Below are 13563 nucleotides of genomic sequence, written 5' to 3'. Positions count from 1 at the left end.
GGGCTCGGACCGCCACTGTCGATTGGCCAATGTGTTCGACGCCGGCGACGTCTTCGGTCTCATGCGCCAAGTCGTAGCCGGCTCGGATGAAGTCGGCGCCGACAATTGAAGCAGGACGCGAACCAACGAACGGCAGGCGCCCCGTCCGACCGTCGCTGACGCGAGGGCTTCCTTCTCGCACGCATGGCGAAGGCGATGCGCCTCGAGAGTCGGCGAGTGACGTGCGCATTCGTCTAGGCGCGCGCGACGCGAAGCAGCAAGACTATGATCTTATCTGCGTTGACGAAAATAAATTCGTCGGAACGTGAATGATGTTTCAGCATGCGAACTCTCCCGCGATCGAGCGGCTCTCTTCCCACGCGCGCGTCAAGCTGCGCAAGCTGCCCAACACGAGCTTCCCGGCGTCGCCGAGCGACCGGACGGGGACGTCGTCGACAGAACACGGACGTCCGGCCGGCCGTGCACCGGTTGTGAACGACTCCTGCCGCGCGCCGCTCCGTCGGCTGAGCCGCGTCCTGTGTGACGCATTGAAGCGGATCGGCTAGGATGATGCGGTGCCGCGGATTCGTCTGCGCCACAAAGGCATGCTTCGTTCGGCCCGGCTCCCAAATCCGAGATTTGTCCCTCATGCGGTTCTGTTTTCTTCACGCGGCCGACCTCCATATCGACAGCCCGCTCGCCGGTCTCGGCGTCAAGGACCCGGCCGTCGCGGCGCGCTTCGCCCAGGCCGGGCGGCGCGCCGTCGAGGCGCTGATCGACGAGGCGATCTCGGCCGACGCCGCTTTCGTTGTGATCTCGGGAGATATTTTCGACGGCGATTGGAAGGATGTGACCACCGGCCTCTTCTTCGCGCGCGCGCTCGGCCGGCTCGACCGCAAAGGAATTCCGACCTTCATCGTCAAGGGCAATCACGACGCCGACAGCCTCATGTCGAAGTCCCTGCCCTATCCGCCGAGCGTGCGAATCTTCTCCTCGGCGCGCGCGGAGACGCTGCTCGTCGAGCAGCGGCGCGTCGCTCTGCATGGCCGCAGCTTCGGCACGCGTCTCGTCGACGGCGCCTTCATCGCGAGCTATCCCGAGCGGCGGGAGGGCTGGCTCAACATCGGCGTTCTGCACACGGCGCTCGACGGCTCGCGCGGCCACGCCGCCTATGCGCCCTGCACGGTCGAGGATCTCGCACGCTTCGGCTATGATTATTGGGCGCTCGGCCATGTCCATGCGGCGGAGATCGTCGCGCGCGATCCATGGATCGTCTATCCCGGCAATATTCAGGGGCGGAGCGTCAAGGAGACGGGCGCGAAGGGCGCGATGCGGATCACCGTCGACGACGGACGCATCGTCGAGGCGACGCCGGTCTCGCTCGACGCCGCCCGCTGGGCGCATGAGCGCATCGAGATCGACGATTGCGCCGACGAGGCCGCAGCGCTCGCCCGCATAGAGGCGCGGCTCGGCGCCGTTCATGCGCAGGCCGAGGCGCGGCCGCTCGCCGCCCGCATCCGCCTCGTCGGCGCGACGCCGCTGCACGAGCGCCTCGTCGCAGGGCGCGAGACGCTGGAGCAGGAAGCGCGCGCGCTCGGATTCCGTCTCGCCGAGGATTGCTGGGTCGAAAAGCTGGAGATCGCGACGCGCCCGCCGGCCCGCGCACGAGCGCCCGCCGCGCCGGACGCGCTCGACATAGAGACGCTGCTGCGCGAGGCCGCCGCCGACCCCGGCTTCGAGGCGACGCTCGCCGAGCTGGCGGAGCTTTTGGGCGACAAGCTGCCGCGCGGCCTGCGCGCCGAATTTCCGGCCGATCCGGCCGCGCTGGCGCAGCTCGCCGAGACCGCCCGCGATCTTGTGCTGGGCGCGCTCGAGCAGGAGGACGCTGCGTGAGGATAGAGGAGCTGCGTTTCGAGCGCTATGGCGCCTTCACCGACCGCGCGCTCACCTTCCGGCCCGACGCGCGGCTGCATATCGTGCTCGGCGCCAATGAGGCGGGCAAGACCTCGGCGCTCGCCGGCATAGGCGATCTTCTGTTCGGCTTCGGCAAGCGCACCGCCTATGATTTTCTGCATGAGAGCCGGACGCTGCGGATCGGGGCGCGTCTGCGTCTCGTCGACGGCGCGGCGCTGAGCTTCCGGCGCCGCAAGGGCGACAAGAACACGCTTCTCGACGAGGCCGACAAGCCGCTCGACGACGAGCTGCTGGCGCCGCTGCTGGGCGCCACGACGCGCGAGAGCTTCTTCGCCGAATTCGGCCTCACCGCCCGCGCGCTGCGCGAGGGCGGCCAGGAATTGCTGAAGGCGGGCGGGCGTCTGGCGGAAACGCTCGCCGCCTCCTCCGCGCAGCTCTCGGCCCTGTCGCGGCTGCGCGCCCGGCTCGACGCGGAGGCGGAGGCGCTGTTCGGAGCGCGCCGCGCTTCCTCCAAGGAATTCTATATCGCCGAGTCTCGCTTCGGCGAGGCGGAGAAGCGTCTGCGCGACGCCATCGTCACCTCGGACGCTCTGAAGGCCGCCGACGAAGCGGTCGAGGAGGCGCGGCGCAAATGCGATGCGCTGCGCTGCGCGCATGAGGAGATCGGCCGCGCCCTCGCCCTTCGCCGGCGCGCGACGCGCACCCGGCCGCGCCTGCTGCGGCTCGCCGCCTCGAGCGAGGAATTGGCGGATTTCGTCGACCTCCCCCCGGTCGCCGCCGAGGAGACGGCGCGCTGGCGCGCCGCCTGGAAGGACGCCGAGGCGCTGGGCGAGAAGCTCGCCGCCTATGCCGACGAAGACGCCGAGGATCGGGCGACGATCGCCGCCCTCGCCGTGGACGAAACCCTGCTAGCGCAGGACGCCGAAGCGCAGAAGCTGCGCGAGCGGCTCGGCGCCGTGCGCAAGGCGCAGTCCGATCTGCCGAAGCGCCAAAGCGAGCAGCGGATCGCCGGCGACGCGCTGACCGAGACGGCGCGCCGGCTCGGCTTCGCAGCCTTCGAGCAGCTGCTCGCGCGCATGCCGACCGATCCCGCCCTGGCCGCCGCGCGCGAGGCCGTCGACGACCGCCGGCGCGCCGAGGAGAAATGCGCCGATGCGCTGGGCGAGCTGGAGCGGGCGCGGCAGAAGCAGCGGGAGCTGGAAGGCGCCGAGGAGAACGGAGCCTATGCCGCCGATCCAGAGCCGTTCCAGCGACGCTTCGAGGCTTTCGCCGAAGTGGTCGGCGACGCCGATCGGCTGCGCCGCGACCGCGCGCAGGACGCGCTCGAGGAGGCGCGCATCGCGGAGGATGCGGCGCGGCTCGACCCTCCCGCGAGCGCGCTCGATGACATCGCGCGCCGTCCGCTGCCGAACGAGGCCGCGATAGAGGCGGCGCGCGTCACGGCGGCCGATATCGCCGAGAAAGAGAAGCGCTCGGCCGCCGACATTGCGACCTCACGCGCGACGCTCGCCGAGATCGAAAGCGAGATCGAGCGGCATTCGCGCGCTGGCGCCGCGGCGACGCGCGACGATCTGCTCGCGGCGCGCGCGCGGCGCGACGCAGCCGCTATGGCGCTCGAAGCCTCTCTCGACGGCGCGCCATCCGAGCGACGCGAGAATTTCGGCGGGCTGCGCGCCGAGACGCGCGACATCGACACGGTGACCGACGTCCTCCTTTCCGACGCCGATCGCGCCTCGCGTCTCGAAACCGCACGCGAGCGGCGCGCGCAAGAGCAGCGCAAGCTCGCCGAGCTGCTCGACGCGCAGGCGGCGCTCGACGCGAGAAACTCCGCGGCCCAGGCCGCCTGGATGGAATTGTGGAGCCGCAGCGGCGTCACGCCGCGCGCGCCCGCGGCGATGGCGCATTGGCTGACGCAAATCGGCGAATTGACGGAGCGGCGGCGACGTCTTTCGGATCGCGGATGCGAGGCGGCGGCGATCGAGGGCAAGCTCGCGGCGCATCGCGGCGCATTGGCGCGGCTCGTTCTGGACCTCGGCGGCGTCGACGATCCGTCCATGCCGATCGAGCTGCTGCACAAGGATGCGTCGAGCCGACTCGCCCGCCTGCAACGACTCTGGACCGGCGCGCGCGAACGCGCCATACGTCGCCAGCATGCGCAGGAGGAGGTCGAGCGACGCGAAGCCGCGAAAGCGCGCGCGCTCGAGACGCTCGAGACGGCGCGCGCGCAATGGCCGGCGCGAATGAGCGCGATCGGGCTCGCCGCCGATGCGACGATCGCCGAGGCCGAGGCGGCGCTGACGATCTGGCGCGACGTGCCCGTGCAAAAGAAAGATTTCGAGGAATTGAGCCGCCGCATCTCCCGGATGGAGGAGGATATGGCGGCTTTCGCCGCCGATGTCGCTCGCCTGGTCGCGGCGACGGCGCCGGACATAGACAGCAGCACGCCATTGGCGGCTCTCGACGCCGTCATCGCGCGCCTCGAAACGGCGCGCACGATGCAAAGCCGTCGCGACGCGCTGACGGCGGCGATCGACAAGCGCGAGGTCGCGCGCGCCTCGCTGATGACGCAGAAAGCCAGGATCGACGCGATTCTGGAGCGGGCGCGCCTCGCGCTCGGCCTCGACTCTCCGGCCTCCCTCGCCGCCGCGCTGCCGCGTCTCGAGCGGCGGCAGACCGTGGCGAAAGAGATCGAATCCATTCGTCGCGATCTCGTCGAGATCGGCGACGGCTATGACGAAGAGGCGCTGCGCGCCGAGCAGGATGGTCTCGACGCCGATCTGCTGCCGACGGAGATCGAGCGCCTGAGCGTCGATCAAAGCCAGCTCCTCGCCGATATAGAAGCGGCCGCCAAGCTTCGGCACGAGGCGGAGGCGACGCGCGAGCGGCTCGCAGCGGGACGGGACGCCGAGGCCGCCGCGCATGAGAAAGCCGAGGCCGGCGCGGAGCTGCTCGGCATCGCCGAGCGCTGGATCACGCGCGCCGCCGCCGCTCGCCTCGCCGCGCGGGCCATAGAGCGCCATCGCGCCGCGGTGCAGGACCCGCTGATCCTCCGCGCCTCCGCCTTGTTCGCGCTGGCGACGGCCAGCGCCTTCCAAGGACTCTGCGTCGATTATGACGAGGGCGACGCGCCGACCTTGGCGGGGCTGCGCCCAGACGGCGTACGCGTGCCGGTCGCCGGAATGAGCGAGGGCGCGCGCGACCAATTATTCTTGTCGCTGCGCCTCGCTCTGCTCGAGCTGCGCGACGGTCAGCCCCTACCCTTCGTCGGCGACGATCTGCTGGCGAGCTTCGACGAAGCGCGCGTCGCCTGCGCGCTCGGCCTGCTCGCCGAATTCGGCCGCGCGCGCCAGGCGATCCTCTTCACCCATCACCGCCATGTCGCCGATATAGCGAGAGACACGCTGCGCGATGCGGCGGATGTGGTCATGCTGTAGTGGGCCTGAGGGGGTCCAGCGTCGTGATGAAGCACGCCGACAGGACCCGTCTTGGTCGTGAAGGCGATCGAATAGAGCTGGTTGAGCGTCGGCTGTAAGGTCTCGCGCCTGCTCGGCATCGGCCGCGAGGCGTGACGTGAAGCCGCGCAACGCGGAGTGAGCGAGCGTCGGCCGACGACCAGCGGCTCACGATTGGGCGTATTGCTGGAGCCGCGCGTCTATCCACCGTCTCTCGGCAGCTACAGAGCATATCCGCCAGCGGAAGACGCAACAGCTTTCGCCTTTGTCGGAAAGAATGACTGAAAAACGAGTCGGCGTTCGCGCCATGTTGTAATTCCGCCACAGAGAAAGGGCTTTCGTCGGGCCGACGATTTCTCAATCTTGACTCCGCATCGCATCCGGGCGTTCGGTGTGAGAAATGGACACGTTCGCGCTCTGGCCGAAGGGGATCGCCCGCCTATTGATCGCGGGCCTCTTGGCGTGCGCCTTAGTCCTCCAAGGAATGGCGACGGCCGCCGCATCATCCCGCGCCGTCGCCGTCTCCGCTGAAGGTCTCGAGCATTGTGCGGGCGAAGCCGACAACCACCGGCATTCGCACGGACCGCACCCTACTTGCTCATGTTGCATTCCCTGTCGGGGCTTTCAAATCGACGGCTCGGCAGGGCATTTATCGCTTCTGCACGAGAACTTCGAGTTCTCGCCTCACCGCGACATCATACGCGTCGACATGTTGCCAGGCGCGGACACGACGCCGCCGCTCGGCTGGATCAGCTCGTGGTCGCAGTGCGCGCCTCCGGGCCTTTCATAATCGCCATCCCATCATCCGTCGTCCGCGCATGAACGCTCTGCCCGAGTCGGGCGGCCGCGCGGACTCGAATTTCCTCCGCTCCGACCGGAGCCACCGATGTTCGACGACAAGAAGTCGCTCATTCGCGATCTTTTCGAGCGCAATCATCGCGCAATGCTACGCTACTTCACGCGCAAGGTCGGACGCGAGGCCGCTCCCGACCTCCTGCACGACGTGTTGATTTCCACTGAGAGCTGACCCAGGCAGCACGAGTTTTTCCACCGAGAACTGACCCATGTTCGAACCTTTCCCCCTCGACCGTCGCGGGGGACCTGGGAGTGATCCACATGGAGTTATTGAGCGTCATCCGACGCTGGCGATATCGGCAGGAGTTCTCGATCCGGGAGATCGCGCGCCGCACGGGGCTGTCGCGCAATACCGTGCGCAAATACCTGCGCTCGGACAGCGTCGAGCCGCGGTTCGTCACACCCGATCGACCGAGCCGGCTCGACCCGTTCGCCGACAAGCTGGCGCACATGCTGCGTCAGGAGACCGCAAAGTCGCGCAAGCAGAAGCGGACGGTCAAGCAGTTGCACGCGGATCTGGTCGCCCTCGGCTACGACGGCTCCTACAATCGCGTGGCGGCCTTCGCGCGCGAGTGGAAGGCGGCGCGGCATCGGGAGCAGCAGACCTGCGGGCGCGGGGCGTTCGTGCCGCTGACGTTTCTACCCGGCGAGGCGTTCCAGTTCGACTGGTCGGAGGATTGGGCGATCATCGCGGGCGAGCGGACGAAGTTGCAGGTCGCCCAGTTCAAGCTCTCCTACAGCCGCGCATTCTTCCTCCGCGCCTACCCGCAACAGACGCATGAGATGCTGTTCGACGCCCACAACCACGCCTTCCGCGTGCTGGGCGGCGTGCCCCGGCGAGGCGTCTACGACAACATGCGCACGGCGATCGACAAGCTCGGGCGCGGCAAAGAGCGCCACGGCGTCCGGCTGGGAAAAGGGGCAAATCGAGAAGAACGTTCAGGATGCTCGTCATCGCCTCTGGCAGCCGATCCCGAGCTTTCCGTCGCTGGCGGCGCTCAACGACTGGCTGGAGGCGCGATGCCGCGAGCTGTGGGCCGAGATTCCGCACAGCGCGCAGCCGGGGACGATCGCGGAGGCTTGGCGCGAGGAGGTTCCGCAACTGATGCAGCCTCCGCGGCCATTCGACGGCTTCGTCGAACACACCAAGCGGGTCACGCCGACGTGCCTGATCCATCTGGACCGCAATCGCTACAGCGTGCCGGCCTCCTTCGCCAATCGCCCCGTCAGCGTGCGGGTCTACCCTGAGCGCGTCGTCGTCGCCGCCGAGGGGCAGATCGTGTGCGAGCACACCCGCGTCTTCGCCCGGTCGCATAACGACAAGAGCGTGACGGTCTACGACTGGCGGCATTATCTCTCGGTCATCCAGCGCAAGCCGGGCGCGCTGCGCAACGGCGCGCCCTTCGCCGAGCTGCCGGTCGCCTTTCGGACGCTGCAACAGCGCATGCTCGAGAAGCCGGGCGGCGACCGTGAGATGGTCGAGATTTTGGCTCTGGTCCTACAGCACGACGAGCAGGCCGTGCTGACCGCCGTCCAATTGGCGCTGGAGGCCGGCGCGCCGACCAAGACGCACATCTTGAACCTGTTGCATCGCTTGGTGGACGGCAAGCCGGTCGACGCGCCGCCCGTGAAGCCGCCCAATGCGCTGACGCTCACCACCGAGCCGCAGGCCAATGTCGAGCGTTACGACGCGCTGCGCAAGGGTCGGGAGGCGCGCCATGCGTCATAATCCTGCCGCCGGCGCCATCGTCATCATGCTGCGCAGTCTCAAAATGCACGGCATGGCGCAAGCCGTCAGCGAGCTGACCGAGCAAGGCTCCCCGGCCTTCGAGGCCGCGCTGCCGATCCTGTCGCAACTCTTGAAGGCGGAAACCGCCGACCGGGAGGTGAGATCGATCGCCTACCAGCTCAAGTCCGCGCGGTTCCCGAACTATCGCGATCTCGCCGGCTTCGACTTCGCCAGCAGTGAGGTCAACGAGGCGCTCGCGCGCCAGCTTCATCGCTGCGAGTTCCTCGAGGATGCGCATAACGCCGTCCTGGTCGGGGGACCTGGTACGGGCAAGACGCATCTGGCGACAGCAATCGGCGTCCAGGCGATCCAGCATCACAGAAAGCGCGTCCGGTTCTTCTCCACCGTCGAGCTCGTAAACGCGCTCGAAGCCGAAAAGCACCAAGGCAAGTCGGGCCAAGTCGTGGCGCGGCTCGTTCATTCCGATCTCGTCATCCTCGATGAGCTCGGCTACCTGCCGTTCAGCGGCTCCGGCGGGGCGCTGCTGTTCCATCTGCTGAGCAAGCTCTACGAGCGAACCAGCGTCATCATCACGACGAATCTGAGCTTCGGCGAATGGGCCGCCGTCTTCGGGGACGCCAAGATGACGACGGCTCTGCTCGATCGCCTCACTCACCGCTGCCACATCCTCGAAACCGGGAACGACAGCTTCCGGTTCAAGGACAGCTCGGCGAAGGCGGACAAACCAGCAAAGGAGAAGACCAAAACTTGACGACCGACTGACCCGCAAGCCATCTTCAACCCGGGTCACTTCTCAATGGAAATCCTGGGTCAAATCTCGACGGAAATCGACAAGTAGGCCTATGAACATCAGCATCGCGCACCTCCAGCCGATCGTCTCGCTGCTCGCCGGCGTTCTCATTCTGATCATCCCTCGGCTCCTCAACTACATCGTCGCGATCTTTCTGATCGTATCGGGAGTTCTGAGCCTCGGGTGGATCAAATGACAGGACGGCTTTGATCGAGACCGCCGATTACCGCAAATCGATCGGCGCCACATGAACGGAAGCGTGCGACGACTTGTTCGCGCCAGCTCAGACGTCGCGAGAATGGGGGCGGATGAGTCGTCTTCGCCTGCACGCTGAGAAGCACCTCGTCGATCGCATCGGTTGGCTGAGAGCCGCAGTGCTCGGCGCCAATGATGGGATCGTCTCGACCGCGAGCCTGATCGTCGGCGTAGCCGCGGCGACCGCGCCGCGGAAACGATATTTTAATCGCTGGCGTCGCCGGACTGGTGGCCGGAGCCATGTCGATGGCCGCTGGCGAATATGTTTCCGTCAGCTCGCAATCCGACACCGAGCGAGCAGATCTCAAGCGTGAACGTAAAGAGTTGAGCGACAACGTCGAGTTGGAACTCGATGAGCTCGCCGACGTCTATGTCACACGCGGCGTCGATCGAGCGCTTGCGCTTCGAGTCGCCGAGCAAATGATGGCGAAAGACGCCCTGTGCCCACGCGCGCGATGAACTCGGAATTTCAGAGATCACCACCGCCCGTCCGGTGCAAGCGGCGCTGACATCGGCAGCGACGTTTTCGCTGGGCGCCGCCATGCCCTTGCTCATGGTCGTCGTGGCGCCTGTCGGCGCGCTTGTCCCCATCGTGTCCGTCGCGTCTTTGGCCTTCCTCGCGCTCTTGGGCGCCATCGGGGCAAGAGCAGGCGGCGCCGATGTTCTGCGCGCGACGGCTCGAGTGACATTCTGGGGCGCGTTGGCGATGGCCCTCACCGCCGGCATCGGGAAAATTTTCGGCACGGTCGTTTGAAGATTGGATTCACGAGAGGGGCATACTTTGTGAAAACCGGAGCGAGCGACGCAAGGCGTCCGCGCGCGACACGGGACGCAACATCCGCCGCAGACCGGCCTCGATCCTGCGATATTGGATAAGAAGGTCGCCGCCGCGGATCGGTTATTAAGTCACGAAGCGAGAATCAGGCGATCGCGTCCTCGGCGCCCATCCGCTTCGGACACTTCGAGCGAATCGCCCGGGCACGTACGCCCTTATCGAAAATGCGCACGATCTCCTCGTCTCCGGTCTGCGCGGCGTCAGATTTCGATGCGTCGCTCAGTCCCCGCGGAGGAACTCGGGGAGATCGGCGGCGTTGTCGTCGCCTCTTCCGGCGCCCCCGTCCGGCGCGCCGGACGCCGGAATGTCCAGATTCGACACGAGGCTCTCCGCGGTCGAGGCCTCGGCGTCCTGGGCCGCTCCCTCCGTCACGCGCTCGGCCGGACCATCCTCCTTCAATTCCGCCTTCTGCTCTTCCGGCCCCGCCTTCAGCTCACCCTCCGCCTGCTGAGGCGCCGCGGAATGACCACGCAGGGGAGAGCTGCGTCCGCGCGTCGGCGCGCCCGAAGAAGCCCTCCCACGCTTGTCCGCGCCATCGAGCGGCGGTCTGTCGGGCTCGGCATCGTGATCGACCTTCGCTTTGGCTTCCTCGCTGACCGTCTCCGACGCGGCCATCGCGGCCGAAGGGGCGGCGGCGCTCGGCTCCGTCTCCTGGTCGTGTGCGCTCGCGTCGTCGCCGCTTTGCGTGGTCTCGGCGCCTTTTCCATTGCCAGCGCCCGAGGAGTCCGCGTCCGGAGTCACCATGACCTGGCCGGAAGCTCCGACGATGGCGCGGATAACCGAGGGCGCCGCGACGCCGTGCCAAATCCAGCAGACGATGCCACGTCTCCGTGTATCCGTGTGACGAATGAGCCCCTGCGCCGTGAGCGCCTGCTCGAGCTCCGGCTCTCGCTCCCGAAGCATCACGAACAGATCGCGAGGCCGCATGTCGGGCGCTTTCGCGAACTCCAACGTCGCAGCGCCTCGCTGATGGAGCATACGGCGCTGATTCGGGTCCGCCAGCAATTCGGCCAGCAGGTCGCACCCGCCATAGAGCATTTGGGGGGTCACGTCCGACAGCGGCTCCGCGAGATGCGATTTGATCGCGAGTTGCAACGTCTGGCGCCAAGCCGTCTTTTCAGCTTTCGTCACCGAGGCGAGCGCAGCGTGATATTCGGTGGACACCTGGGCGAACGTGGCCAAATCGGGGATGATCATCACGCACCTCGCTAAGCTGAACGATTAAGCTATATCACAGGCTCACTCGAGCATTTACATTTGTCAAGCGAATTTTTCATACGACTTTCACAAGGATTTTCCCGAGCTATGAGCGATAATCCCGACGACAACCCCGACATGATTTCGAAATGTGTACGCATGCGCACATAAGAGCTATGGAATCCCACCACCGTTGTTCGAGGTAGCTATCAGAAAGCGCTGGCCCCCTCGAATTGCAAGATTCATTCGTTCCTCTAGGCGCCATCTAGATTTACGGACACGCTGAAACTGGAGCGCTCCAAAGGCGCCAAATCGCCAAGATTCGAACTGTCCCGGCAATAGCGCTACTGATTACGTGATCGATCTCGCATAACGGCTCTGCTAGGGGATCAGACCTCGAGAGAAATTTACAGGACGGTTATGGAGACCGCTCCACATGGACCTGTCGGTGCCGTGTTACTCCATGGCTATGAAACGGATTTATCCGTTTATGTAACGGAATTGTCCGCGGACAAATCCGTTACATAACATGACTTTTCCTCCTCGATCTCCACGAATCGAGCCACCATCGAAACGTTGATTTTTTTGATTTTCGTCGGCACAAAGCACAAAACTGAACACAAATTAAACACATTTAATCATATGATATTTAGCATCACTGACTTTATTTTTGGCCGGATCCATGGACGCAACCCCTATTCCCGAACCGCGCCGCGGTCGTCGTCGTAGATCCGATCGCGCCAATGGCGGCGCGACATTGAAATAGGAAAATCGGCGTGGCGGTCAGCGAGCAGACTATCTCCGCCTATACGGTCCGCACGGCGCAATTGCGGTGGCAATGCGCCAGCATGCTCATGATCGACCTCGCCACGCTGACCTGGCCGCGTCTCGTCGAGTGGCTCATTGCGCAGCGACCTCGGTGGAGCCGGTCGACATGGCGGACCTACAAGCGCTCGGTCATCGAGGTCATGAAGCGGGAGCACCCGGACGAGTGCGGCGCGATGGCGGAGCTGGGCGCAGCGACACAGACCGGCGCGAGAAAAAAGACCGACCAGACGTCGGCGGCCAAGGCGACGCGCTTCGGGGCCAATGAGCGAGAGCGGATTTTCGCGGATCTCCGACTCGGGCGATCCAACCGGGCGCTGGAGCTCGTCGACTTTATACGCGCGACATGCACGACGGGCCTGCGCCCGACCGAGTGGCGCGGCGCCGTTCTGGAGGTGTCCTCGGACGGCTCTGTCCGACTGGTCGTCACTAATGCAAAGGCCACGAACGGCCGCGCGCATGGCCCACACCGGACGCTCCATTGGCGCCATCTGCCGCCGGAGACATTGGGCGCGATTTCGCGGACCATTGCGATCGCGCGGAAATCCCCTTCCGCGGCCGAATACGAAGCCCATCGCAAAGCCCTGCAAAATTTGCTCGGCTCCGTGAGCCGTCGCCTGTGGCCTGATCGCGCCAAGCATTTCGCGCTCTATTCATGCCGGCGCGAATTCATCGCCCAAGCGAAAAGGGCCTATTCGCCCGTCGAAATCGCGGCGCTCGTCGGCCACAGCGTCGACAGGACGGCGCAGTCCCATTACGGCCGAGTCACGAAATCAGGCGCGCGCGACATCTCGCTGCCGACCCCGGATCCTGGAGACGTGGCTCGTGTGCGCGCGATCGTCGCGCCGCGACTTGCGGCGTTGTCACGGGTGCACGAGGAGGCCGCCAAAGAGAAGGCCAGCAAAGAAGCTCCCTCGCGCGAGCTCGAATGCTTCCATGACGCGACTCCGGCCGCGGAATTCGCGGAGACCACGATCACAGATCACGCGGACGCGGCCGAGGAGTCGCCGCGATCGGCCGAGAGCGACGACGCCGACGCGCCGTCCATCACGCTCGACACGGGCCCCGCCGCCTCCATCGAGGGTCCGACAATCGCCGCAAATCCAAGGCCTCCGGCGAATGAGGTCGATGAGAAGGGGACGTCGGACGAAGGCGAGCCCCTCCCGATAGGGTCTCTAGACGAGCGGGCTAGCCCGGATTGTGGCGATGTCGCTCGTATGCACGAGATCATCGCGCCGCGACCCACGGTCCTTTCTCGAGCGCATGAAGACGCCGAAAGAGCGCCTCGGTCGACCGAGCGTGACGATCCGCACGACACGGCTCCGGCCGCGGCGACGCCACCCGCCGAACGCTCGATCGCCGATCACAAGGCCGCGGAGGACGCTGACGTCCCTGCGTCGTCCGAGGGGCCGACGCTCGATCGCTTTCCCGAACCTCCACGGAAGGCGGACGCGACGAAGGAGGCACGAGAGGAAGGCGGGCGCATCTGGCGAGCATTTCAAGAGGAGCAGCGCAAATCATTCGCCGCCGCCCTGCCCTCCAAAACCACGCACAAGAAAAAAGGCTCCGTTCACGAAGCCGACGCGGTCGACTCTGCGTCGGACAGCACATCCGAAGTCGAGCCGAAGCCGAAGGATGTCCCATAGTCCGCATCTCCAGCGAGCCGCCATTCCGAGAAAGCGCCATTCTCCCGGCACGCGACGAGCAGCCG

7 protein-coding genes and 2 pseudogenes are annotated in these 13563 nt (G+C 66.1%); 8 read left to right on the top strand and 1 reads right to left on the bottom strand.

The window, feature by feature from the left end:
- Positions 1-627: 627 nt before the first annotated feature.
- From ACT53T_RS22690 to ACT53T_RS22660, 7 genes and pseudogenes are all read left to right on the top strand, one after another.
- Positions 628-1872 (top strand): metallophosphoesterase family protein, encoded by a 1245-nt coding sequence (locus ACT53T_RS22690; protein ID WP_476162963.1) that lies wholly within the window; start codon positions 628-630, stop codon positions 1870-1872.
- Entirely contained in the window at positions 1869-5327 is a 3459-nt protein-coding gene (locus tag ACT53T_RS22685) for an ATP-binding protein (protein WP_476162962.1), read from the top strand. The genes ACT53T_RS22690 and ACT53T_RS22685 overlap by 4 nt, the downstream gene beginning before the upstream one ends.
- A gap of 904 nt (positions 5328-6231) precedes the next feature.
- Entirely contained in the window at positions 6232-6372 is a 141-nt protein-coding gene (locus tag ACT53T_RS22680) for a hypothetical protein (protein WP_476162961.1), read from the top strand.
- Between the two features lie 89 nt (positions 6373-6461).
- A pseudogene (gene istA, locus ACT53T_RS22675) lies at positions 6462-7929 on the top strand (IS21 family transposase).
- A complete protein-coding gene (gene istB, locus ACT53T_RS22670) occupies positions 7919-8701 on the top strand; it encodes an IS21-like element helper ATPase IstB (protein ID WP_476162960.1) in 783 nt (260 codons plus the stop codon). Before istA ends, istB begins: the two are co-directional and overlap by 11 nt.
- Before the next feature lie 91 nt (positions 8702-8792).
- Positions 8793-8936: a DUF3096 domain-containing protein gene (locus ACT53T_RS22665; RefSeq protein ID WP_476162959.1), complete on the top strand. Its 144-nt coding sequence runs from the start codon at positions 8793-8795 to the stop codon at positions 8934-8936.
- Positions 8937-9048: 112 nt separating this feature from the next.
- A pseudogene (locus ACT53T_RS22660) lies at positions 9049-9749 on the top strand (VIT1/CCC1 transporter family protein).
- 300 nt (positions 9750-10049) lie between these two features.
- On the opposite strand, the gene ACT53T_RS22655 reads toward ACT53T_RS22660, so the two are convergent.
- Positions 10050-11027, bottom strand: coding sequence for a hypothetical protein (locus ACT53T_RS22655; protein ID WP_476162958.1), 978 nt, complete (start codon positions 11025-11027; stop codon positions 10050-10052).
- Positions 11028-11803: 776 nt separating this feature from the next.
- On the opposite strand from ACT53T_RS22655, the gene ACT53T_RS22650 reads away from it, so the two are divergent.
- Positions 11804-13498 (top strand): hypothetical protein, encoded by a 1695-nt coding sequence (locus ACT53T_RS22650; RefSeq protein WP_476162957.1) that lies wholly within the window; start codon positions 11804-11806, stop codon positions 13496-13498.
- Positions 13499-13563 lie beyond the last annotated feature (65 nt).

This window comes from Methylosinus sp. DMC45 (genome assembly GCF_056313885.1).
This window is presented reverse-complemented; position numbering and strand designations above follow the sequence as displayed.